General features: G+C 53.6%; 23 protein-coding genes and 3 other annotated features. Of the genes, 21 read left to right on the forward strand and 2 right to left on the reverse strand.

Going from position 1 to position 23,290, the window contains the following annotated elements:
• Nucleotides 1–11 precede the first annotated feature (11 nt).
• The 7 genes from coaE (at nucleotide 12) to dnaI (ending at nucleotide 5,945) form a co-directional block, all read left to right on the forward strand.
• Nucleotides 12–617: a dephospho-CoA kinase gene (coaE, locus tag CWI35_RS14595; protein ID WP_014196518.1), complete on the forward strand. Its 606-nt coding sequence runs from the start codon at nucleotides 12–14 to the stop codon at nucleotides 615–617.
• 116 nt (nucleotides 618–733) lie between these two features.
• Entirely contained in the window at nucleotides 734–1,762 is a 1,029-nt protein-coding gene (locus CWI35_RS14600) for a glyceraldehyde-3-phosphate dehydrogenase (protein ID WP_021322135.1), read from the forward strand.
• Nucleotides 1,763–2,076: 314 nt separating this feature from the next.
• Nucleotides 2,077–2,451 (forward strand): adenosylmethionine decarboxylase, encoded by a 375-nt coding sequence (gene speD / locus CWI35_RS14605; protein ID WP_011232199.1) that lies wholly within the window; start codon nucleotides 2,077–2,079, stop codon nucleotides 2,449–2,451.
• Nucleotides 2,452–2,574: 123 nt separating this feature from the next.
• A complete protein-coding gene (locus tag CWI35_RS14610; RefSeq protein WP_014196515.1) occupies nucleotides 2,575–2,973 on the forward strand; it encodes an aminotransferase class IV in 399 nt (132 codons plus the stop codon).
• 67 nt (nucleotides 2,974–3,040) lie between these two features.
• Nucleotides 3,041–3,502: a transcriptional regulator NrdR gene (gene nrdR, locus CWI35_RS14615; RefSeq protein WP_013144522.1), complete on the forward strand. Its 462-nt coding sequence runs from the start codon at nucleotides 3,041–3,043 to the stop codon at nucleotides 3,500–3,502.
• Between the two features lie 104 nt (nucleotides 3,503–3,606).
• Nucleotides 3,607–4,992 carry a replication initiation and membrane attachment family protein gene (locus CWI35_RS14620; RefSeq protein WP_025039135.1) on the forward strand — a complete coding sequence of 462 codons (1,386 nt, stop codon included), beginning with the start codon at nucleotides 3,607–3,609 and terminating at the stop codon, nucleotides 4,990–4,992.
• Between the two features lie 11 nt (nucleotides 4,993–5,003).
• A complete protein-coding gene (gene dnaI / locus CWI35_RS14625) occupies nucleotides 5,004–5,945 on the forward strand; it encodes a primosomal protein DnaI (protein ID WP_013144524.1) in 942 nt (313 codons plus the stop codon).
• Nucleotides 5,946–6,575: 630 nt separating this feature from the next.
• On the opposite strand, the gene CWI35_RS14635 is transcribed toward dnaI, so the two are convergent.
• Nucleotides 6,576–7,937, reverse strand: coding sequence for an IS4 family transposase (locus CWI35_RS14635; protein WP_119877620.1), 1,362 nt, complete (start codon nucleotides 7,935–7,937; stop codon nucleotides 6,576–6,578).
• A 213-nt stretch (nucleotides 7,938–8,150) separates the two neighbouring features.
• On the opposite strand from CWI35_RS14635, the gene ytxC reads away from it, so the two are divergent.
• The 8 genes from ytxC (at nucleotide 8,151) to CWI35_RS14675 (ending at nucleotide 15,178) form a co-directional block, all read left to right on the forward strand.
• Nucleotides 8,151–9,026 carry a putative sporulation protein YtxC gene (ytxC, locus tag CWI35_RS14640; RefSeq protein WP_011232194.1) on the forward strand — a complete coding sequence of 292 codons (876 nt, stop codon included), beginning with the start codon at nucleotides 8,151–8,153 and terminating at the stop codon, nucleotides 9,024–9,026.
• Nucleotides 9,027–9,071: 45 nt separating this feature from the next.
• Nucleotides 9,072–9,302, forward strand: a binding site (T-box leader).
• Between the two features lie 59 nt (nucleotides 9,303–9,361).
• A complete protein-coding gene (gene thrS / locus CWI35_RS14645) occupies nucleotides 9,362–11,323 on the forward strand; it encodes a threonine--tRNA ligase (protein WP_119877885.1) in 1,962 nt (653 codons plus the stop codon).
• Nucleotides 11,324–11,473: 150 nt separating this feature from the next.
• Nucleotides 11,474–11,607, forward strand: a sequence feature (ribosomal protein L20 leader region).
• Between the two features lie 56 nt (nucleotides 11,608–11,663).
• Nucleotides 11,664–12,185, forward strand: a complete 522-nt coding sequence (infC, locus tag CWI35_RS14650; protein WP_074044349.1) for a translation initiation factor IF-3 — start codon at nucleotides 11,664–11,666, stop codon at nucleotides 12,183–12,185.
• A gap of 13 nt (nucleotides 12,186–12,198) precedes the next feature.
• Nucleotides 12,199–12,399: a 50S ribosomal protein L35 gene (gene rpmI / locus CWI35_RS14655; protein WP_011232191.1), complete on the forward strand. Its 201-nt coding sequence runs from the start codon at nucleotides 12,199–12,201 to the stop codon at nucleotides 12,397–12,399.
• Between the two features lie 25 nt (nucleotides 12,400–12,424).
• Nucleotides 12,425–12,784 carry a 50S ribosomal protein L20 gene (gene rplT, locus CWI35_RS14660; protein ID WP_011232190.1) on the forward strand — a complete coding sequence of 120 codons (360 nt, stop codon included), beginning with the start codon at nucleotides 12,425–12,427 and terminating at the stop codon, nucleotides 12,782–12,784.
• A gap of 57 nt (nucleotides 12,785–12,841) precedes the next feature.
• A complete protein-coding gene (locus CWI35_RS14665) occupies nucleotides 12,842–13,093 on the forward strand; it encodes a DUF1294 domain-containing protein (RefSeq protein WP_014196509.1) in 252 nt (83 codons plus the stop codon).
• Nucleotides 13,094–13,511: 418 nt separating this feature from the next.
• A complete protein-coding gene (locus CWI35_RS14670; protein ID WP_025039320.1) occupies nucleotides 13,512–13,997 on the forward strand; it encodes a dUTP diphosphatase in 486 nt (161 codons plus the stop codon).
• A gap of 92 nt (nucleotides 13,998–14,089) precedes the next feature.
• Complete coding sequence (locus CWI35_RS14675; RefSeq protein ID WP_015375580.1) at nucleotides 14,090–15,178, forward strand: M42 family metallopeptidase; 1,089 nt, start codon at nucleotides 14,090–14,092, stop codon at nucleotides 15,176–15,178.
• A gap of 28 nt (nucleotides 15,179–15,206) precedes the next feature.
• On the opposite strand, the gene sspI is transcribed toward CWI35_RS14675, so the two are convergent.
• Nucleotides 15,207–15,416 carry a small acid-soluble spore protein SspI gene (sspI, locus tag CWI35_RS14680; RefSeq protein WP_015375579.1) on the reverse strand — a complete coding sequence of 70 codons (210 nt, stop codon included), beginning with the start codon at nucleotides 15,414–15,416 and terminating at the stop codon, nucleotides 15,207–15,209.
• 127 nt (nucleotides 15,417–15,543) lie between these two features.
• Between sspI and CWI35_RS14685 the strand changes: the two genes are divergently transcribed.
• The 6 genes from CWI35_RS14685 to pheT all read left to right on the forward strand — a co-directional run bounded on the left by CWI35_RS14685 (nucleotide 15,544) and on the right by pheT (nucleotide 23,244).
• Nucleotides 15,544–16,287, forward strand: coding sequence for an HI0074 family nucleotidyltransferase substrate-binding subunit (locus CWI35_RS14685; RefSeq protein ID WP_119878019.1), 744 nt, complete (start codon nucleotides 15,544–15,546; stop codon nucleotides 16,285–16,287).
• A 247-nt stretch (nucleotides 16,288–16,534) separates the two neighbouring features.
• A complete protein-coding gene (locus CWI35_RS14695) occupies nucleotides 16,535–17,902 on the forward strand; it encodes an ISLre2-like element ISGsp3 family transposase (RefSeq protein ID WP_015374689.1) in 1,368 nt (455 codons plus the stop codon).
• Between the two features lie 232 nt (nucleotides 17,903–18,134).
• Nucleotides 18,135–18,659 carry a peptide-methionine (S)-S-oxide reductase MsrA gene (msrA, locus tag CWI35_RS14705; RefSeq protein ID WP_013144533.1) on the forward strand — a complete coding sequence of 175 codons (525 nt, stop codon included), beginning with the start codon at nucleotides 18,135–18,137 and terminating at the stop codon, nucleotides 18,657–18,659.
• Nucleotides 18,656–19,408 (forward strand): TrmH family RNA methyltransferase, encoded by a 753-nt coding sequence (locus tag CWI35_RS14710; RefSeq protein ID WP_015375577.1) that lies wholly within the window; start codon nucleotides 18,656–18,658, stop codon nucleotides 19,406–19,408. The genes msrA and CWI35_RS14710 overlap by 4 nt, the downstream gene beginning before the upstream one ends.
• A gap of 87 nt (nucleotides 19,409–19,495) precedes the next feature.
• Nucleotides 19,496–19,731 (forward strand) — a binding site (T-box leader).
• A gap of 42 nt (nucleotides 19,732–19,773) precedes the next feature.
• Entirely contained in the window at nucleotides 19,774–20,808 is a 1,035-nt protein-coding gene (gene pheS, locus CWI35_RS14715; RefSeq protein WP_015375576.1) for a phenylalanine--tRNA ligase subunit alpha, read from the forward strand.
• A gap of 21 nt (nucleotides 20,809–20,829) precedes the next feature.
• Nucleotides 20,830–23,244 (forward strand): phenylalanine--tRNA ligase subunit beta, encoded by a 2,415-nt coding sequence (gene pheT / locus CWI35_RS14720; RefSeq protein WP_119877887.1) that lies wholly within the window; start codon nucleotides 20,830–20,832, stop codon nucleotides 23,242–23,244.
• Nucleotides 23,245–23,290: the final 46 nt, after the last annotated feature.

Below are 23,290 nucleotides of genomic sequence, written 5' to 3' on the forward strand. Positions count from 1 at the left end.
AGAGAGGTTCCATGACGTTGACGATCGGATTGACCGGCGGGATCGCCAGCGGCAAAAGCACGGTGAGCGCGATGATGCGCGAGCTCGGCCTTCCGGTCATTGATGCTGACGAAGCGGCGCGCGCCGTCGTCCGACCGGGGGAAGACGCCTACCGTCAGATTGTCGCCGCCTTCGGTCCGGGCATTTTGCAGACAAATGGAGAGATCGATCGGGCGAAACTCGGGGCGATCGTGTTCAACGACGAAGAAGAACGGAAAAAGCTAAACGCCATCGTTCACCCGGCGGTGCGTCAGAAAATGCTCGCGGAGAAAGAAGCGCTCGTCCGTTCCGGGGCGAAAACGGTCGTATTGGACATTCCGCTTTTATTTGAAAGCGGATTGACATCCTGGGTCGATAAAGTACTTGTCGTGTATGTTGACGATGACATCCAGCTTCGCCGGCTGATGGAGCGGAACGGGTTCACTGAGGAAGAAGCGCGCGCCCGCATTCGCGCTCAATGGCCGCTGGCGGAAAAAATGAAGCGGGCCGACGCGGTCATCAACAATAACGGAACGAGGGAAGAGACACGCCGTCAGCTGTTGGCTATTTTGAAACAATGGGACGCCTTGGAAAAATAGGCGTCTTTTTTGTTCGCTTTCAGTCATTTTGTTCTCCACATTTCCTAAAAATATGATATACTATTTATACGAATATAAGAAAATAGTATAACATATATGAGAGGAGAACAAAGTGAATGAAGGCGAAAGTGGCGATTAACGGTTTCGGACGAATCGGACGGATGGTGTTCCGGCGCGCCATCAATTCCTCTGACCTCGACATTGTGGCGGTGAACGCCAGCTATCCGCCGGAAACGTTAGCCCATTTAGTAAAATATGACTCAAACCACGGTAAATTTGACGGTGAGGTCATCGCCTTGGAAGACGGCCTGCTCGTCAACGGCAAAAAAGTGAGGCTGTTAAACTCGCGCGACCCGAAACAGCTGCCGTGGAAAGAGCTTGATATCGATATTGTGATTGAAGCGACCGGAAAATTCAACGACCGCGAAAAGGCGAGCCTTCACCTTGAGGCAGGGGCGAAGCGCGTCATTTTAACCGCCCCAGGCAAAAATGAAGATGTGACGATCGTTGTTGGCGTCAACGAGCATATGCTTGACATCGACCGCCATTTCATCATTTCGAACGCCTCGTGTACGACAAACTGTTTGGCTCCGGTCGTCAAAGTGCTCGATGAAGCGTTTGGGATTGAAAACGGCCTGATGACGACGGTTCACGCGTATACGAACGACCAAAAAAACATCGACAACCCGCATAAAGATTTGCGCCGCGCCCGCTCATGCGCGCAGTCGATCATCCCGACGACAACGGGAGCGGCGAAAGCGCTTGGCCTAGTGCTGCCGCATTTAAAAGGGAAGCTTCATGGCATGGCGCTCCGCGTCCCGACGCCGAACGTCTCGCTCGTCGACTTGGTCGTCGACTTGAAGCGCGATGTGACGGTTGATGAGGTGAACGAGGCGCTGATCCGCGCTGCCAACGGCCCATTGAAAGGCATCTTGGATTTCACGATGGAGCCGCTTGTCTCGATCGATTTCAATACGAATCCGCATTCTGCGATTATCGACGGCCTGTCGACGATGGTGATGGAAGGGCGAAAAGTGAAAGTGCTCGCTTGGTATGACAATGAATGGGGCTATTCGTGCCGCGTCGTTGATTTAGCCCATCTTGTCGCGGCCAAAATGAATGAGCGTCTCAGCGTCAATGCGTAACAGCGGTTCGATGTGAAGCGCGCCGCCTGCGCTATGGCTTTTGCGATCCGCACAAACGGATCGGGCCACGGTGCGGGCGTGGGCGCTTTTTCTCTTTTTTATGCAAAAAAATTAAAAAAGCCTGTTGCAAAAACCCCCTAAACAAAATATACTATGTCTCGTGAACTTCTTAACGGCAAGGGTAATGTGACTACTTAAAGGGTTAGGACCTCTTAGGACTAACTTTCCCCCGTGGTAGTTATACATGCCATTTTGCAACTCACCTTCTGTTTTTTTATTAGTTTGAGAAAATTGGTTAAAGGGGGATTCTTTTCATGGACACGATGGGTCGTCACGTTATCTCGGAACTTTGGGGATGCGACTTTGACAAACTGAATGATATTGATTTTATTGAAAAAACGTTCGTTGACGCCGCGTTAAAGTCGGGAGCGGAGATTCGCGAAGTGGCGTTCCATAAATTCGCTCCGCAAGGCGTAAGCGGGGTCGTCATTATTTCGGAATCGCATTTGACGATTCACACGTTTCCCGAACACGGCTATGCGAGCATTGATGTGTATACATGCGGCCATTTAGACCCGACGATTGCCGCCGATTACATTGCCGAAATGCTGGGCGCGCAAACGCGGGAAACGATTGAACTTCCGCGCGGCATGCGCCCGATCGAAGTGAAAAAGGCGCAGGCGCTGTAATTGGATAATGATAAACCGAAAGGAGCGTAAGCGAAACGCTCCTTTTTTTGCGCCCTCGGCGGTACAACAGCGGCGAAAATCATGGTATGATGGAAGAAAAAGAATGACTAGGGAGACGTGGCAATGAGCATGTGGAAAACACTCAAATACGCCTTCACAAACCATTGTGAAACGCGGGAAAATCATGAAGATGAAGAGCTAAGAAGCCATTATTACAAAGCGACGAACCGCGCCGTCATCGATGCGGTCAAGGAGCTGCTCTCGTCGCTGCCCGGCGCCGAGCTCGTTTCTGTTTCCGAAGAGCGCGGCGAAATTTGTGCGCAAACAAAGCGCGGCAAAAAGTTGTTCATCGTCGCTACCGTCATTTCCGTGCGGCCGTTTGAAACGGCGGTCGACTTTTCCGCGACGACGGAGACGAAGCTATTGCCGTTTGATTTTGGGCATAGCCGGGCGGTCATTCTCGATTTGTATCGGAAGCTCGACGCCCGCCTGCCCTATATCGGTTCCGGACTGAACAGCTAACTATATCTTGTCTGCTTTCGTCCATTCCGGTATGATAGAAAATAAGAAGATCAACGGAGTGGATGTTATGCGATGTCCTTCATGCCATCATCAAGGCACGCGCGTGCTTGACTCGCGCCCGGTTGAAGAGGGTCGTTCGATCCGCCGCCGGCGGGAGTGCGAACAGTGCCATTATCGGTTTACGACGTTTGAGCGGATCGAGGAGCCGCCGCTGATTGTTGTGAAAAAAGAGGGAACGCGCGAAGAATTCAGCCGGGAGAAAATTTTGCGCGGCTTGATCAAAGCGTGCGAGAAGCGGCCGGTGGCGCTCGAGGAGCTTGAAAAAGTGACGCAGGAAATTGAGCGCGAACTGCGCAATCAAGGCGTCTCGGAAGTGAAAAGCGAAACGATCGGCGAAATGGTGATGGAGCGCCTGTCACACATCGATGAGGTCGCCTATGTCCGCTTCGCTTCCGTCTATCGGCAGTTTAAAGATATTAATGTGTTCATTGAAGAACTGAAAGAGCTGATCAAAAAAGGGCAACGGTAAAAAGGGCTTTGGCGTTAGGCGGCAAGCCCTTTTTTCAACGTCTTTTCGGCAGGAAAGGGGAGAGCCGGTTTGAAACGAATACGGCGGAATGGAAGGTCGGAGCGATGCAGCACCATTGGAAAGAGCTGATTGCTGTCGACCGTTATACCGTGCAAAGCCGTGGGGTGTTGCAAGAGGTGGACCGTAAAGTGCTGACGCTGCTTTACCAGCCGCTCATCGGCTGCCGGGCGTTGGCGCTTTATATGACGCTTTGGGGGGAGCTTGAGCTGCTTGACGGCCAGGAAGCGACCCATCATCGGCTTATGGCGCTCATGCAGTGCGGACTGCCGGACATTTACAGCGAACGGTTGAAACTCGAAGGAATCGGGCTGCTCGACACATACGTCCACGCTCCAGAGGCGGATGAACCGAAGCTGTTTCTTTATGAGCTGCGTCCGCCGCTGGCGCCAGACCAGTTTTTCCGCGACGAGATGTTGAGCGTTTTTTTGCACCGGCAAGTCGGCCGCCACTTGTTTATCCAGCTGAGCAACTTTTTTGCCCGTCCGTCCATTGATGAAACGAAATTCACCCAGGTGACGCGGTCGTTTTCCGACGTGTTTTCGGCCGTGCCCGCTGAACAAATCGTCGCCGGCCTCAGCGAAGAAGCCGGGCCCGAGCTGCTTGAAGGGAAGGATCACATCAGGCGGGATGAGGCGTCGTATGTGCTCGATGATGATGTATTCGACTTTGAGCTGTTTTTTGCCGGCCTGTCCAAGCAGCTTGTGCCGCGCCGGGCTGTGACAGCGAAAGTGAAGGAAGCGATTAAAAAGCTGGCGTTTTTATACGGCATTCCGCCGCTTGAGATGCAAAAACTGGTCCTTGGCGTCATCGATCCGGCCTATCATATCGATATTGACGCGTTGCGCCGGGCGGCGCGCGAATGGTATGAGCTCGAACATGGCGGTGTCGAGCCGCGCCTCGTCGAACGAGTGCAGCCGCTCGCCTACCGGACGATGGAAAACATCGAACCGCGCACAAAAGAGGAGCAACTAATGAAACAGCTGGAAACAATTTCCCCGCGCCAGCTGCTGAAAGAGATTTCAGGCGGCGCTGAGCCGTCGCTTGCTGATTTGCAGTTGATCGAAGACATTATGTTCCAGCAGCAGCTGCTCCCCGGAGTTGTCAACGTGCTCATTTATTATGTCATGCTCCGGACGAATATGAAGCTGTCGAAAAAATACGTAGAAAAAATCGCCAGCCATTGGGCGCGCAAAAAGGTGAAAACCGTGAAGGAAGCAATGGAACTGGCGAAAGAAGAGGCGAAAACATACCAAAACTGGGCGAACGAAAAGGAAAAAGGGACGCGGACGGTGCGCAAAGTCGTGCGCACGGAAATCGTCCCGGACTGGCTGAACATGGATTACAGCCAGCCGGATGATGATGATTTTGACGTCGAACAGGCGCGCAAAGAGCTTGAGGAACGGCTGAAAAAATACCGTGATGAATCATAGAGGGAAAAGCCATGGAACGAGTAAACCACCTGTTGCAGCGGTTGCTTGGCAATCAACGGTTTAAACAACGCTACGAACAAATGAAACGCTACATTTTGGAGCATCCGGACGTGCAGCCGTTTTTGCGGGCGCACGAACGGCAATTGTCGGCCGATGCGGTTGACCGCAGCTTGATGAAGCTGTATGAGTTCATCGAGCAGCACGGGAATTGCCGCCAATGTCCGGGCCTTGAGCGATGCAACAACATGCTGCCGGGGTACCATCCAAATTTGGTGGTCAACGGTGGAAGGATCGACGTTGAGTACGACCGCTGCCCCAAAAAAGTGCAGCATGACGAGCGAAAACGGCAAGAGTCGCTCATTCAAAGCATGTTCATGCCGCGCGAAATCTTGCGTGCTTCGCTCTCTGACGTCGATCTCAATGACGATGGGCGGATCAAAGCGATCCGATTTGCCGAGCGGTTTGTGGCGGAATACGAGCCAGGGAAAAAAATGAAAGGCTTGTATTTGCACGGATCGTTTGGGGTGGGCAAAACGTATTTGCTCGCCGCGATCGCCAACGAGCTGGCGAAGCGAAACGTTTCGTCGCTGATCGTCTACGTGCCCGAGCTGTTTCGTGAGATGAAACATTCGCTTCAAGACCAGACGATGAACGAAAAGCTTGATTATATCAAAAAAGTGCCGGTGCTGATGCTCGATGACCTTGGGGCGGAGGCGATGTCAAGCTGGGTGCGCGATGATGTATTTGGCCCGATCTTGCAATACCGGATGTTTGAAAACTTGCCGACGTTTTTCACGTCGAACTTTGATATGCAGCAGCTCGCCCATCATTTGACGTATTCGCAGCGCGGCGAAGAAGAGAAGGTGAAGGCGGCGCGCATTATGGAGCGAATCCGCTATTTGGCCTATCCGATTGAAATCACTGGACCGAACCGCCGTGAGCAAAATATATAAAGGCGATTTGAAACGTTGCCGTTTGCACAGGCATGTTGATTAACCCATAAAAACTAGTTGAGCAGGTTCTGTTTCTAGCTTTTCTGCCGTAGTCGGCAAGCGGTTCGTTTGCCGACTGGGGCTGACCCAAAAGGGTAATTTCCCTTAAACAAAACACAACATATTGTTTCTTAATTTAACTTCCCTCCGAAAGAAGTCTCCTACTTCTAAACGTGAAGGTGCGCCAGCACCAGTGAAAGTGGGAGATGAATTTCGGTTGGCGTTAGCCAACGAATATGATAGAATATGGCTAGAACGGACACCTTCGGAACGAAGGGAAGCGTAAAGGGTTCTTGTGTGTGGCTTACCGTTCAGCGAACACACACAAGTCGCTTGAAGCCCCCACCTCTAAGCGAAGCGTAGGTGGGGGGTAGTTCACTTGTTTTATGCCTGTATACGGTAATAAGAAAGGGTGTCCCGATCCTTTTGGGGCACCCTCCATAGCCATCAAGTGAAGCCTTGGAGCGAGTAGCTCCAAGGCTTCACTTTTCATCTTTGGAGGCTGTGACCGTGAGAATATATAAAGATAGGCATGCCAAATACACCTTCCCTATAGAAGGTTTTTTTCATGGTATATGAGGCGGGAATTTCTTATGACACCGGCATGATGACCAAACTCTCGATAATGTCTAAAGCGCTCTTTTTTGTATAACGCCTTGATTTTTTTCCGTGTTGAGCGATGATGTCACACAGTTTTAAAAGGAGTTGGACAACTAACTCCTCAGAACACCATAAGGCTTGAAAGAAATCCATACCGAACTCCTTGATCATACTCATCGCCTTATATTCGCTCAATTCCTTTTTCTGTTTTCGATAGAGCCATTCCCGCATTTTAAACATGACAGTGGAGCTGATCAATAAGGCAATCAACGTTCCATACAGGTGGCACTGAAAGCGAGCCCCTTTCATCGGTTTGAATCGATGAATGTGAAACAGGGATTTCCATGTCTTAAATACCACTTCAATTTGCCAGCGAAGAGAATACAGCGTATGAATTTCGTGCAAAGAGGTATAAATCGCTGGAATATTGGTGATATATACATATATTGAGTGGGGGCGTCGCGTCACGTACGCGGCCCCTTTTCGTTTCGCCTTCTGTTTCCATTGTCCTTCCTTCTGTCGCTCCTGTTCTTCGGTCAGCCGATACACAATGAGCCGCGGTTGATGAACTTTCTTTCCACTGACATACGCATGTTCCAGTTCCATGGTTTCTCCGGGTTGTAACACCGCAAGGAAATCCTCTGGTTCCCATTTTCGAAATCGGTCTCCTTCTTTTTGGTAAATCCCTACATTGTGTTTGAGCCGGGAAATATAAAAGGCTCCGGCGTCATGAATGGCTTGCAATCCCTCAAGCGAAAAATAGCCTAAGTCTTTCAAACAAAGGTCTCCCTCTTGGATGGTCGATAGAAGGGACGCTCCGTAGGCGGCGTCGTGATGACGGGCATCTTCGACATCCGCATGGAGAAACTTCCCTTCTAGCCATTCATATTCTAGCTGAATTTTCACCCCAGGCCCCGTACATCCCTCGTAAATCCCCCGGATTTCAGGAGGCAGTTGAAACGACGTGGAATCGAGAATGCGAATCCGGCGAAACAGCGAATGTCTTTGACATAAGTGACGGGCTTCCTGAGTCTGATGAATGAGCAGTTTTTCAAACACCGCTTTGAGGAAACTCACCGCTTTTTCATTAAACCGTTGATTGAGCCCTTCCGCACTCAGAAAGGTGTTTTGCTTGAGAGCTAGAGCACTGCAAAGCTGCACCAATGATTTTTGACCGCCTCCTTCCTGGAGAAATGTGCAAAGTGCCACAAAATCATGGGCGCGTAATTTCCCCTTTCGTTGAATAAATTGATGATCTCGGGCCATATGTTCAAGTTCTTCGCACGATAACACGCTTCTTAATCCGTCTAAAAAACAATGCCATTCTTCTCGGAGAGATAAGGACGTCTTCAAAAAAACCACCCTTTCTAAGACATTATGAGGTCTTCAAAAGGATGGTCAAATCAGGCATATATTTATTCCTGTTTTCTTAACTTGATGGCTATGGGGGCACCCTCTCCTCGAACAATGAACGCCGCTAAGCTTTGTGGTTTTTTAGTCTAAACAGCCCGTTGTCCCCATATATATAAACCAAGCATGCCTTTCGGGCTAAAGGGGGGACAGCGGGTGATCGAAATCCATTTTGACGAGGCAAGCGAGGCGGAAAAATTGGTTGGGCTGCTAGATCACCGGCAACCGGATGACGGTCCGCTGTTTCATGCCGCTTATGACGGGAACAAAACCGTGGCGGTTTACATACAGGGCGAGGAGAAGCGTGTGCTTGAGGAGCATATCATCCCAGCGATGACGGCGTTTATGCAGGAGGTGATGGAAGACCGGCTGCTGCTATCCATCATTGCCAATGTTTTTTATTTCCGCGACGTCGAAGAACAGCAGCAAATTTTGGCCCTCGCTCATTCATTTTTGGACGGCGAGCGGCGCGATTACCGGAAAAGCGCGGCGTTTGCCGCCTCGCGCACCGTGATGTTGCGCGACGCTTTTGCCTCCTTTTTGCGCGACGGCTTGTCATTTTCGTTTTCTTCGTTCGTTACGTTCCGGTTAAAGCCGTATATGGAGCGCCTCCAACATTATGTCGAGCTGGCGATTGATGAATACAAGCTGGAGCAGGAGTATCAAAATTTTGTGCAAATGCTGCGCGACTGCCTGGCTGGCCGGACGCCGCAATGGCCGCGCCTGTATTTGGTGCACGATCCGCCGCACTTCGTATTTTACGACAGCGAGCGGCGGGAGCTGTCGGCGGCGGAAGTGAGACAGTTGATCGACCGCCATCTCGTCTTCAGCCAGCCGATGTATATTGATGCATCGGTGCTCGCTCCGCTTGTCTCGCTCGCTCCGGCGGAAATTGAGCTGTACACCGATCATCCGGATGACGGCATGGTGCAGACACTGCAAAACGTGTTTCAAGAACGGCTGATCGTCTGCCGCCGCGCCGATTTTTCCCGCTTGTTTGCCGCCAACGCTGGAAATGGGGGAGAAGCTTGATTTTTCCTGCTGTTTTCGCTATAATGACGTCATGAATATGGATGAATACAAGCGATGACGAGGACATGGGCGCATTTTTACGGTTTCCAGAGAGGGAAGGCAGCGGCTGGAACCTTCCTAACACGAAAAATGCGCTTACCCCCTCAGAGCTGCGGCAGCGAACGCAACGCCCAGTAGTTGCCGCCGGTGGACGACCGTTATTCTTGTTGAGCCATGGCATGGCGAGGCGTTGCCATGGGAAGAAGGGTGGAACCACGATGAAAACTCGTCCCTTTAGGAGGGAGGAGTTTTTTTATTTTTCCATTTTCATCATCATGACAAAGGAGTGATTGCCAATGCCAGACGTCATTCGCATCACGTTCCCAGATGGGGCGGAAAAGGAGTTTCCGAAGGGGACGACGACGGAAGACATCGCTGCCTCGATCAGCCCGGGGCTGAAGAAAAAAGCGATCGCCGGCAAACTGAACGGCCGGTTCGTTGATTTGCGCACGCCGCTTCACGAAGATGGCGAGCTTGTCATCATTACCCAAGACATGCCGGAGGCGCTTGACATTTTGCGCCATAGCACCGCCCACTTAATGGCGCAGGCGATCAAGCGGCTGTATGGCAACGTCAAGCTCGGCGTCGGTCCGGTCATTGAAAACGGCTTTTACTATGATATCGACATGGAGCATAAGCTGACGCCAGACGACCTCCCGAAAATCGAAGCGGAAATGCGCAAGATTGTCAAAGAAAATTTGGACATCGTCCGCAAAGAAGTGAGCCGCGAAGAAGCCATCCGGCTGTATGAAGAAATCGGCGATGAGTTGAAGCTCGAGTTGATCGCCGATATTCCGGAAGGCGAGCCGATTTCGATTTATGAGCAAGGCGAGTTTTTCGACCTTTGCCGCGGCGTGCACGTGCCGTCGACTGGAAAAATCAAAGAGTTCAAGCTGCTCAGCATCTCGGGGGCCTACTGGCGCGGCGACAGCAACAACAAAATGCTGCAGCGCATCTACGGCACGGCCTTTTTCAAAAAGGAAGACTTGGATCGTTATTTGCGCCTGCTTGAAGAAGCGAAAGAGCGCGATCACCGCAAATTAGGCAAAGAGCTTGAGCTGTTTACGACATCGCAACAAGTCGGACAAGGCTTGCCGCTATGGCTGCCGAAAGGAGCGACGATCCGCCGCATTATCGAACGGTACATCGTCGACAAAGAAGTGGCGCTCGGATACGATCATGTCTACACACCGGTGCTCGGCAGCGTCGAGCTGTACAAGACATCGGGCCATTGGGACCATTACAAAGAAAACATGTTCCCGCCGATGGAGATGGACAACGAAGAACTTGTGCTTCGTCCGATGAACTGCCCGCACCATATGATGATTTACAAAAGCAAGCTGCACAGCTACCGCGAGCTGCCGATCCGCATCGCCGAGCTCGGCACGATGCACCGCTATGAAATGTCTGGAGCGCTTACCGGCCTGCAGCGCGTCCGCGGCATGACGCTCAACGACGCCCACATTTTCGTGCGCCCGGACCAAATCAAAGACGAGTTCAAGCGCGTCGTCAACTTGATTTTGGAAGTCTATAAGGATTTCGGCATTGAGGAATACTCGTTCCGCTTGTCTTACCGCGATCCGCATGACAAAGAAAAATATTACGATGACGATGAAATGTGGGAAAAAGCCCAACGCATGCTGCGGGAAGCCATGGACGAGCTCGGCCTCGACTACTACGAAGCGGAAGGGGAAGCGGCGTTTTACGGGCCGAAGCTCGATGTGCAAGTGCGCACGGCGCTTGGCAAAGACGAGACGCTCTCGACGGTGCAGCTTGACTTCCTGTTGCCCGAGCGCTTTGATTTGACGTACATTGGCGAGGATGGGAAGCCGCATCGTCCGGTCGTCATCCATCGCGGCGTCGTCTCGACGATGGAGCGGTTTGTCGCGTTCCTCATCGAGGAGTATAAAGGCGCGTTTCCGACATGGCTCGCCCCGGTTCAAGTCAAAGTGATCCCCGTGTCGCCGGAGGCGCACCTCGATTACGCGTATGACGTGCAGCGGACGTTGAAAGAACGCGGCTTCCGCGTCGAAGTCGACGAGCGCGACGAAAAAATCGGCTATAAAATCCGCGAAGCGCAAATGCAAAAAATCCCGTACATGCTCGTTGTCGGCGATAAAGAAGTGTCTGAGCGAGCGGTCAACGTCCGCCGCTATGGCGAAAAAGAAAGCCGGACGATGGGGCTTGACGAGTTTATGGCCTTGCTCGCTGACGATGTGCGGGAAAAACGGACACGATCCGCGCAATCGGCGGGTTGAAACCTCGATGAGACGAACCATTGCAAATTTTCTCTTGCCAATCGGGCGGACATCCGTTATAATGGAGTTCGTTGTGTTTATCAAGATCTGCTCCTTGACATGCCATCGCCAAGGTGGTATAGTGTATAAAGTGGAATGATTGCTTGTTTGTAACAAAAGCAGAAGCACCCCGCTTCTCACCTGACCGACGCCAAGACGGCTGTTGGCAGGTTGTTACGGTTCGTCAATGCGAGTGTAAGGACGTACTGCGCGGGTGCTTTGTGCATCTGCGCTTTTTTTTGGCTGGAAGTGGGGCTCTGCTGGCAAACAAGCCAGTCGGAAAAAACCTTGGAGGTGGCTCATTATTAGCAAAGATTTTATTATCAACGAACAAATTCGTGCCCGTGAAGTGCGCTTGATCGACCAAAACGGCGAACAGCTTGGCATCAAGTCGAAGCAGGAGGCGCTTGAGATTGCGGCAAGACGCAACTTGGATCTTGTGCTTGTCGCGCCGAACGCCAAACCGCCCGTTTGCCGCATCATGGACTACGGCAAATTCCGCTTCGAGCAGCAGAAGAAAGAGAAAGAAGCGCGCAAAAAACAAAAAGTGATCAACGTCAAAGAGGTGCGCCTCAGCCCGACGATCGAGGAGCATGACTTCAACACGAAGCTGCGCAATGCGCGCAAGTTTTTGGAAAAAGGCGATAAAGTGAAGGCGACGATCCGCTTTAAAGGTCGGGCGATCACCCATAAAGAAATTGGGCAGCGCGTCCTTGACCGCTTCTCGGAAGCGTGCGCCGACATTGCCGTTGTCGAAACGGCGCCGAAAATGGACGGGCGCAACATGTTTTTAGTGCTCGCACCGAAAAACGACAACAAGTAAGGAGGAACCTGCGATGCCAAAAATGAAAACTCACCGCGGCTCGGCGAAACGGTTCAAAAAAACGGCCAGCGGCAAATTAAAACGCGGCCACGCGTACACGAGCCACTTGTTTGCCAATAAAACGAAAAAACAAAAGCGTCATCTCCGCAAAGCGACGCTTGTCTCGCCTGGCGATTTCAAACGCATCCGCCAAATGCTTGACAACTTGAAATAACGACCGACTATAGGAGGGAACGATTATGCCACGCGTAAAAGGTGGACCAGTGACGCGCAGACGTCGCAAAAAAGTGTTAAAACTCGCAAAAGGCTATTTCGGCGCGAAACACGCATTATATAGAGTCGCGAACCAACAAGTGATGAAATCGCTCATGTATGCGTATCGCGACCGCCGTCAACGGAAGCGCGACTTCCGCAAACTGTGGATTGTCCGCATCAACGCAGCGGCTCGCCAAAATGGCTTGTCCTACAGCCGTTTGATGCACGGCTTGAAGCTGGCCGGCGTGGAAGTGAACCGGAAAATGCTCGCCGACTTGGCGGTCAACGACCAAGCCGCGTTCGCCCAACTCGCCGACTTGGCGAAAGCGAATTTGAATAAATAACAACGATGGCCATCCTTGATCAGGGTGGCCATTTTCTTATCAAGGAAAGGGATCGATATGGTACAATACGGGATAGCGATCAATCTTCTCGCTTTTTTCGTGATGGGGGTCGACAAATACAAGGCGAAGCGCCGCCGCTTTCGCACCGCCGAGCGGACGCTTTGGCTGCTGGCGTTTGCGGGCGGGGCCATCGGTGCGGCAGCTGGAATGTACACGTTTCGCCATAAAACGCGCCATCGGGCTTTTGGCTATGGCTTGCCGCTGTTGGCAGCGGTGGAGCTGTTTCTCTATTGGCGATGGATGAGGTAGAAAGGGGAGGAGAGAGTCAACTACTCCCACTTAGCTAACGCTTGAAGTGGGGGCTTGCAACTCCCCAGAAGTGCAAACGGACTTCGTCCTCCTTCCTTGACTTGGGGTTGCATCAGGGGGCAGGTTGACGACTACCCAACGACGCAGGTCATGCCTGCATCGTTACCGATTCTCTCGGTGTGTCTGTTGGCAGTACTTGGCTTCCACACACAACAGACGGACCTACGCTCGATGTTTTACGGTTACAACGTTTCCTGTAACCAACTCCATACATCGAGTAGCAGTTATTGGAGTGCCTTTATTGAACGGTTTTCTCCACGCCTTTATTATATCATACACAAAAGAAAGGGGGAACGCGCATTCCTCTCCCACTTACTCCCTTTGGTCATTGAAGTGGGAGTCTCCTGCGCGAAATAGGATGAATTGGCCTTTGCTTTACGATATGCAGCGCATGTTGGATGAGCGGATTGAAACAGAGCACGGCCTTATGCATGAGGACTTGTTCAATCGGAAAATGCTTGCGTTTCTCGTCGAACTTGGGGAGCTGGCCAATGAGACGCGCTGTTTTAAATTTTGGAGCGTGAAACCGTCGGCGCCGGCGGAACGGGTGCTGGAGGAATATGTCGACGGTTTGCATTTTTTGCTGTCGCTCGGGCTGGATTGCGGGCTGTTTTATGAAAGCCGGGAGCTTCCGGCTGTCGAGCGGCCGCTTGTTGAGCAGTTTTTGGCCATCTTTCGCGCCGCCGAGCGGTTCGGGGAGACGAGAGCGCGAGGGGAATATGATGCGCTGTTTGCGGAGTATTGGCGGCTTGGCGTGGCGCTCGGTTTTTCTTCCGACGACATCGAGGCGGCGTATCGGCGGAAAAATGAAGTGAACCACAAGCGGCAAAACGAGCGCTACTGATCTTTTTTCGGGTGGCGAATGATTCATTTTGCCAATCGTCAGCCTTTTCAAGTATAATAAAAAAGTGGACAAAACCGGAAAGGGGTGCCAAGATGGCGAAGTTGGACGAAACGTTGACGATGCTGAAAGCGCTGACCGATGCGAAAGGCGTCCCGGGCAATGAGCGGGAAGCGCGCGATGTGATGAAGACATACATAGCTCCGTATGCGGATGAAGTGACAACGGATGGCCTCGGCAGCTTGATCGCCAAAAAAGAAGGGAAATCGGGCGGGCCGAAAGTGATGATCGCCGGCCATTTGGATGAAGTCGGCTTTATGGTGACGCAAATCGACGACAAAGGATTCATCCGCTTCCAAACGCTTGGCGGATGGTGGAGCCAAGTAATGCTCGCCCAGCGCGTGACGATCGTGACGAAAAAAGGCGACATCACCGGCGTCATCGGTTCGAAGCCGCCGCACATTCTGCCGCCGGAGGCGCGCAAAAAACCGGTGGAAATCAAAGATATGTTCATCGACATCGGCGCGACAAGCCGCGAGGAAGCGATGGAGTGGGGCGTCCGCCCGGGCGATATGATCGTGCCGTATTTTGAATTTACGGTATTGAACAATGAAAAAATGCTGCTCGCGAAAGCATGGGACAACCGGATCGGCTGTGCGGTCGCCATCGATGTGCTCAAGCAGCTGAAAGGCGTCGACCATCCAAACACGGTATACGGCGTCGGCACGGTGCAGGAAGAAGTCGGCTTGCGCGGCGCGCGCACGGCCGCCCAATTCATTCAGCCGGATATCGCCTTTGCGGTGGATGTCGGCATTGCCGGCGATACACCGGGCGTGTCGGAAAAAGAAGCGATGGGCAAACTCGGCGCCGGCCCGCACATCGTCCTGTACGACGCGACGATGGTGTCGCACCGCGGCTTGCGCGAATTCGTCATCGAAGTGGCGGAAGAGCTGAACATTCCGTACCATTTTGACGCCATGCCGGGCGGCGGTACGGATGCGGGAGCGATTCATTTAACGGGCAGCGGCGTTCCGTCGCTCACGATCGCCATCCCGACGCGCTACATCCACTCGCACGCCGCCATTTTGCATCGCGACGACTACGAGAACACGGTCAAGCTGCTTGTCGAAGTGATCAAACGGCTTGACGCCGACAAAGTGAAACAACTGACGTTTGACGAATAAAAACACCGGCCAATTCGGCCGGTGTTCGTCATTGTTTAACCGCCTGCTCGAGCGTGGTGAGCATCATGTCTTTTTGCTGTTCATTGGCGTGCGTCCAAATGGCTTCAAAGAGGACGCCGAGGCCGGGCAAATATTTTTCCTCGCCACGCTGGATCGCGTCCTCGATTGTATTCTCGAGCTGTTCTTTCGAGTTGTTGGCGACGTTGTGCATAATGGCTTTCCGCAAGTTCAAATCCATTTGTCTCACCTCATTGGCCGTATTGTACACCGTTATCGTTTGCCAATGGCGGCGGATTTATACATGGAGCGGCTCTCGTATATGGTATAATAGAGGAAAAACTAGACCGAAATGAGTGATGGCGACGATGGACGAGAAACCGCTCTATGGATTGGAACGAACGGTATTTCGCCAACTGCTCCATCTATTTTCCCGTTATGCTGATGTCATTGAAAAAGTCATTTTGTTCGGCTCAAGAGCACGAGGCGATTACAAGGAAGGATCGGATATCGATTTGGCGATCCAATTTCGAAAACCGGGAGGCCCGCTGTACCTCCTGCAATCGGACTTGGATGAACTTCCGATCATTTATCCGATCGATGTTGTTGATTACAATCAAATTCACAACGAACAGCTAAAAATGAATATTGACCAAGAAGGAAAGACGATTTTTCAAACGAACGAGCACGGGAAGGTGATGGTCACCATGAGCCGGCTGATGGATCGATTTTACGATTTCGAACGGGCGCTCTCCAAACTCCGGCAAAGTGCCGCAAGAGACGCTCAAACGGATGACCTTGTTGTTGATGCGACCATTCAACGCTTTGAATTCACGTACGAACTAGCATGGAAATGGATGAAACTTTATTTGGAGCATCAGGGATACGCTGAAGTGACGAGTCCGAGGAAAACGATTCGCGAGGCGTTTCGGGAAGGGTTGATTCAAGACGGAGAGACATGGCTTCGCATGCTCGAAGACCGCAACCGGACGTCCCATACGTATGATGAAGAAACTGCCATGGACATGTATGAACGCATTCGCACCCACTATATCCCGCTGTTTGACCGTTTGCTTGACGAAATGAAACGACAGCTTGACTCAGTGACATGAGCGGCCGGCGTGCGGAACGGAACGAGCCTGGCTTTGTGAAGGAACTTGGCTTTGGTGTGTGAGTAAAATATTTGTGGGTGACATTCCGAAATGATCCCCGACGAGGGTTGCGAACTTTTGTTCGCGACGCTCGTCGGGGCCACCAAGCGAAGCGCGGTAGAAAAAAGCAAATGTCATGCAAAAAGGACTCTCTCCCTGCTATGATGGTGATTGTCAACATCAACCGAAAACAGGAGGGAGAGAGTCCATGAAACATCTTACCACAGAATGGCCTTTATTAAAAGAGCTGGAGGAACAATTAGTCAGAACTCTTCAAAAGGTGTTCGCTGTCTTGTTGGCGGCCCTTTTGGAGGAGATTGATCAACAACTGGCGGAAGCGCGGGACAAGCGCCGGTATCAGCTGAAAGACAAACGGCCGACTACGATCCAAACGCTGTTTGGAGAAGTGACGTTTCGACGGAACTACTACTATGACCGGCAAACGGGGAACTATACCTTCTTGCTGGATGCCGAATTAGGCTTTGATGGGGCCCGATCGATCAGTCCTTGCCTCGAGGAAACGGCGGTCGAGTTGGCCGTAGAGTGCTCTTCCTACCGCAAAGCGGCCCGTACGTTGGAGTCGATCGTGGGGTATGCGGTCATGAGCCACGAGGCGATTCGCCAACTGGTGCTGGAGGCCCCTGTCTCGCTGCACCGCCCTGTTTCCCAACGGCACGGCCGGGTGCTGTTTGTGGAGGCGGATGGACTGTTTATTTCCCGCCAGGGGAAAGGGAAACGGGCGAAAGAAGAGAAAATCCTGGCGGTTCACGAGGGATGGAAACGAAACGGTTCGCAGCTCGAGCTCGTGAACCGGCGCCACTACCTCCATGAAGGGGAGGGAGACGTGTGGGAACGGTTCGAAGAGTGGCTGATGAACGAATATGCCTATGATCCGTGCCGGGACCTGTTGATCATCAACGGCGACGCGGCGTCGTGGATCACGGCCTGCCGGGAGTATTTTGGGAAGCGGGCGTGCTTTCAGCTGGATCGATTTCATGTGGCGCGGGAGCTGCGTCAGTGTCTGTCCGGCCATCCGCGTTGGCGGGAGGTGCGGAAGAAGCTGGCGAAACAAGACGAAGAGGGGCTTCTCGTGGAGCTGAACAGCGCGGTCGGCACGTTGGAGGACGAAGCGAAAGAGAAGCAGATGGCTGCCATGATCCGCCGGATCGAGTCGATGCCGGGATGCATCCGGGACTATCGGGAGTGGCTGTCGGAGCAAGGGGTGGAGACGACCGGCATGCGTCCGATGGGCCACGCCGAGAGCGTGATGAGCCGGTTTGCGCATCGGGTGAAATCCCGCCGCAGCTGGAAAGACCAAGGGCTTCGGGCGTTTCTGAGGGCGATGGCGGCCCGAATCGACGGGATTTGGCGGAGAAATGGGCAGTTGGTGGAGGAAGAAGAGACCCGAACGGCGGCCTCGGCCTCAACAAAGTCCAAGCGGATCGAACAGGCCAAACGGAAGGCCGGACGGTTATGGGCAGATGTGGTGCGTCAGAATCTACCGTGTCTGCAGCGGTCATCCGGGACACCGATCCATCAAGCGTTGTCGGCGCTCCGGGATGGTGGTTGGGTGTAAAAAAATGGAATATCGTATCATCGCCTCAAGATGAGGGATGAGAGTCCGAAAGCGCTTACGATATTAATTCCTGAAAATGGTTCGCTAACTAGTGATTGACAACGCCCGTAGTGAACCGAAAAAATGTTCTCCACAAAGTCTTGACTGACTCGGCTTTGGTCGTGAAAGATGACAACGGCACACATTTTGTTATAATCAAATGAAGAAACTTGACGAATGAGGTGACGACACAATGGAAAAAGCGACATTCGCCGGCGGCTGCTTTTGGTGCATGGTGACGCCGTTTGAGGAGCTTGACGGCATTTACGGCATCGTCTCCGGCTATACGGGCGGGCATGTCGAAAACCCAACATACGAGCAAGTGAAAACCGGCACGACCGGCCATTACGAAGCGGTGCAAATCACGTTTGACCCGGACGTCTTTCCGTATGAGCGGCTGTTGGAGCTGTATTGGTGTCAAATCGACCCGACCGATGACGGCGGCCAGTTTCACGACCGCGGGCCGCAATACCGGACGGCGATTTTTTACCATAACGAAAAACAGCGCCAGCTCGCCGAGCAGTCAAAGCGGGCGCTCGAGGAAAGCGGGCGCTTCTCGAAGCCGATTGTAACGAAAATTTTGCCGGCGACGACGTTTTACCCGGCGGAAGAGTATCATCAAAACTACCATAAGAAAAATCCGGAGCATTACAAACAAGACCGCGCCGCGTCCGGGCGCGACGAGTTTATCGCCAAACATTGGGGGACGAAACGGTGAAGCGGATCGAATCGCCGAAAAATGCGCGCGTCAAACAATGGAAAAAGCTGCTGACCAAAAAAGGGCGCGATGAGACCGGATTGTTTTTGCTTGAAGGGTTTCATCTTGTCGAAGAGGCTGTAAAAAGCAACGCGCCGCTTGTTGAGCTGATGGTGGACGAGCGGACAGCCATCCCGCCCGGCTGGGACGTCAGCGTCCCGGTTGTGATCGTGACCGAAGCGGTGATGAAGGCGATCAGCAGCACGGAGACGCCGCAAGGCATCGCCGCGGTGTGCCGAAAGTTGCCAGCCGAGCTTGAAGGTGTGAAGACCGCCTTGCTCATTGACGCCGTGCAAGACCCGGGCAATCTCGGGACGATGATTCGCACCGCCGATGCCGCCGGGATCGATGCTGTCATCCTTGGCGAAGGGTGCGCCGATGTGTACAATCCGAAAGTCGTGCGGGCGACGCAAGGGTCGCTGTTTCATCTTCCGGTTGTCAAAGGCGATTTGGTGCAATGGATCGCGCGTTTCAAGGAGCAGGGCATTCCGGTGTACGGAACGGCCTTGGAGAATGCCGTCGATTACCGCACCGTTCCGCCTTCGTCTTCCTTCGCCTTGCTCGTCGGCAATGAAGGAAGCGGCGTCCGGCGCGAATGGCTCGAGATGACGACGGAAACCATCTACATCCCGATTTACGGCCAAGCCGAGTCGCTGAATGTCGCCGTCGCGGCCGGAATTTTGCTTTATTCCTTGCAGGCGGTGCGGTAAACGATGAGCTGCGCAAAGAAATTTCGGCCTGACCTTGCCTTTGCCCACTCATTTGCGTATAATGAATAGCGACAATTTCCCATACGGACAACAACGATGACGGAGAAAAGTAGCTTGCTGCTCGCCATCCAGGGAGAAAACGCCGGAGACTGGGAGCGTTTTTATGGCTGACGCAAGTGAAGTTCACCTCCCGAGTTGACACCGGGACCATCCCAAAAGGGGATGTAAAGGTGTTCCGGCTTTCGGCCGTTATCGCAATGAAGCGAACAGCACATTTGTGCTGTTAACAAGGGTGGTACCGCGAGCAACAACTCGTCCCTTACCGGGGGGGCGGGTTTTTTATTTTGGATAGAGGAGGGACTCAAGTGAAAGAACGGCTGTACGAGCTGAAGCAAGAAGCGCTTCGCCGAATCGATGAGGCGAAAGACGTCAAAGCACTGAATGACGTGCGCGTCGCTTACTTGGGCAAAAAAGGGCCGATCACCGAAGTGCTGCGCGGCATGGGGGCATTGCCGCCGGAAGAGCGCCCGAAACTCGGCGCGCTGGCCAATGAAGTGAGAGCGGCGATTCAGCAGGCGCTCGAGGCGAAACAAGCGAAACTGGAACAGGAGGAAGTCGAGCGGAAGCTGGCCGCCGAAGCGATCGATGTGACGCTGCCGGGACGACCTGTGAGTCTTGGCAATCCCCATCCGCTGACGCGCGTCATTGAAGAAATTGAAGATTTGTTTATCGGCATGGGCTATACGGTCGCCGAAGGGCCGGAAGTCGAGACCGACTATTACAACTTTGAGGCGCTCAATTTGCCGAAAGGCCACCCGGCCCGCGATATGCAAGATTCGTTTTACATCACGGAGGAGATTTTGCTTCGCACCCACACATCGCCGATGCAGGCGCGGACGATGGAAAAACACCGCGGGCGCGGCCCGGTGAAAATCATTTGTCCGGGCAAAGTGTACCGCCGCGATACGGACGATGCGACGCATTCGCACCAGTTTACGCAAATTGAAGGATTGGTTGTGGATCGGAACATCCGGATGAGCGATTTGAAAGGGACGCTGCGCGAATTTGCCCGCAAGCTGTTCGGGGAAGGGCGCGACATCCGCTTCCGGCCGAGCTTTTTCCCGTTCACCGAGCCGTCGGTCGAAGTCGATGTGTCCTGCTTCCGATGCGAAGGGCGGGGCTGCGGCGTCTGCAAAGGCACCGGCTGGATCGAAATTTTAGGAGCCGGCATGGTGCATCCGAACGTGCTTGAGATGGCCGGCTTTGATTCGAAAACGTACACCGGCTTTGCGTTCGGCATGGGGCCGGAGCGGATCGCGATGCTGAAGTACGGCATTGACGACATCCGTCATTTCTATCAAAACGATCTACGTTTCTTGCGGCAATTTTTGCGTGTGTAACAGAAAAAGGAGGGGTTTTCCATGCTCGTGTCTTACCGTTGGCTGAGCGAGTACGTCGATTTGACGGGGGTCACCGCCGCGGAACTCGCTGATCGCATCACGAAAAGCGGCATTGAAGTCGAGCGGGTTGAGGCGCTCGACCGCGGGATGAACGGCGTCGTCATCGGCCATGTGCTCGAGTGCGAGCCGCACCCGAACGCGGATAAACTGCGGAAATGCCTCGTTGACCTTGGCGAAGGCGAGCCGGTGCAAATCATTTGCGGCGCCCCGAACGTCGCCAAAGGGCAAAAAGTCGCCGTCGCCAAAGTCGGGGCGGTGCTGCCGGGCAATTTCAAAATCAAACGGGCGAAGCTGCGCGGGGAAGAATCGAACGGAATGATTTGTTCGCTCCAAGAGCTCGGCGTCGAAACGAAAGTCGTGCCGAAAGAGTATGCAGACGGCATTTTCGTCTTTCCAAGCGATGCGCCGGTCGGCGCCGATGCACTGGAATGGCTCGGCTTGCACGATGAAGTGCTCGAACTGTCTTTGACGCCCAACCGCGCCGACTGTTTAAGCATGATCGGCGTCGCCTATGAAGTCGCGGCCATTCTCGGACGTGAAGTAAAGCTGCCGAAAGCGGCGGTCAAGGAAAACAGCGAACATGTCCATGAATACATTTCCGTCCGCGTCGAGGCGCCGGAAGACAACCCGCTGTACGCCGGGCGGATCGTGAAAAACGTCCGGATCGGCCCGTCGCCGCTTTGGATGCAAGCGCGCTTGATGGCAGCCGGCATTCGCCCGCACAACAACGTCGTCGACATTACGAACTACATTTTGCTTGAGTACGGCCAACCGCTTCATGCGTTTGACTACGACCGCCTCGGTTCGCAGGAAATTGTCGTCCGCCGCGCAAAGGCAGGCGAAACGATTGTCACGCTCGATGATGTCGAACGGAAGCTGACCGAAGACCACCTTGTCATCACGAACGGCCGCGAGCCGGTCGCCTTAGCCGGGGTGATGGGCGGGGCGAATTCGGAAGTGCACGATGACACGAAAACCGTGTTTATTGAAGCGGCGTACTTTACAAGCCCGGTCATCCGCCAGGCGGTAAAAGACCACGGGCTGCGCAGCGAAGCGAGCACTCGGTTTGAAAAAGGCATCGATCCGGCGCGGACGAAAGAAGCGCTCGAGCGCGCCGCCGCCCTGATGGCCGAATACGCCGGCGGCGAGGTCGTCGGCGGCGTCGTGGAAGCGAGCGTGTGGCGTGAGGAGCCGGTGGCGGTGACGGTCACGCTCGAACGCATCAACGGTGTCCTCGGCACGGCGATGTCGAAAGAGGAAGTGGCCGTGATTCTTTCGAATTTGCAATTTCCGTTCACAGAAGACAACGGAACGTTTACGATCGATGTCCCGTCGCGTCGGCGCGACATTGCGATTGAAGAAGACATCATCGAGGAAGTGGCGCGCCTGTATGGCTACGACCGTCTGCCGGCGACGCTGCCGGTGGCGGAGGCGAAGCCGGGCGGACTCACGCCGCATCAGGCGAAGCGCCGCCGCGTCCGCCGCTATTTGGAAGGGGCGGGCTTGTTCCAAGCCATCACGTATTCGCTCACGAGCCCGGACAAAGCGGCGCGCTTTGCGCTTGAGACGGCCGAATTGGTCCGCTTGGCGCTGCCGATGAGCGAAGAGCGGAGCGTTTTGCGGCAAAGCTTAATTCCGCATCTGCTTGAAGCGGCGAGCTACAACCGCGCCCGCCAAGTCGAGAACGTCGCCTTGTACGAAATCGGCTCTGTCTACTTGTCCAAAGGAGAAGGCGTCCAACCAGCGGAAAAAGAGCGCCTCGCCGGCGTTCTCACCGGCTTATGGCACGCCCATTTATGGCAAGGAGAGAAAAAGGCCGTTGATTTTTACGTTGCCAAAGGCATTTTGGACGGCTTGTTCGACTTGTTTGGACTCGCCGCCCGCATCGAATACAAACCGGCCAAGCGCGCCGATTTGCATCCGGGACGGACGGCGGAGATTGCGCTTGACGGCAAGGTGATCGGCTTTGTCGGCCAGCTCCATCCGGCCGTGCAAAAAGAGTACGATTTAAAAGAAACGTACGTGTTCGAGCTCGCCTTGACCGATCTGTTGAATGCCGAAAGCGAAGCGATCCGCTACGAGCCGATTCCGCGCTTCCCGTCGGTCGTGCGCGACATCGCCTTGGTCGTTGACGAAATGGTCGAAGCCGGCGCCTTGAAGCAGGCGATTGCCGAAGCCGGGAAACCGCTCGTCAAAGACGTCTCCCTCTTTGACGTCTACAAAGGCGACCGCCTGCCGGCCGGGAAAAAATCGCTCGCCTTCTCGCTCCGCTACTACGATCCGGAGCGGACGCTCACGGATGAAGAAGTCGCCGCCGTCCACGAGCGGGTGCTCGCCGCAGTCGAGAAACAATTTGGCGCCGTGCTGCGCGGGTAAAACGAAAAGCTGTTCCGAAAGCGATTCGCTTTTGGAACAGCTTTTT

Origin of the sequence: [Bacillus] caldolyticus, assembly GCF_003595605.1 — a bacterium.
GTDB lineage: Bacteria > Bacillota > Bacilli > Bacillales > Anoxybacillaceae > Geobacillus > Geobacillus thermoleovorans.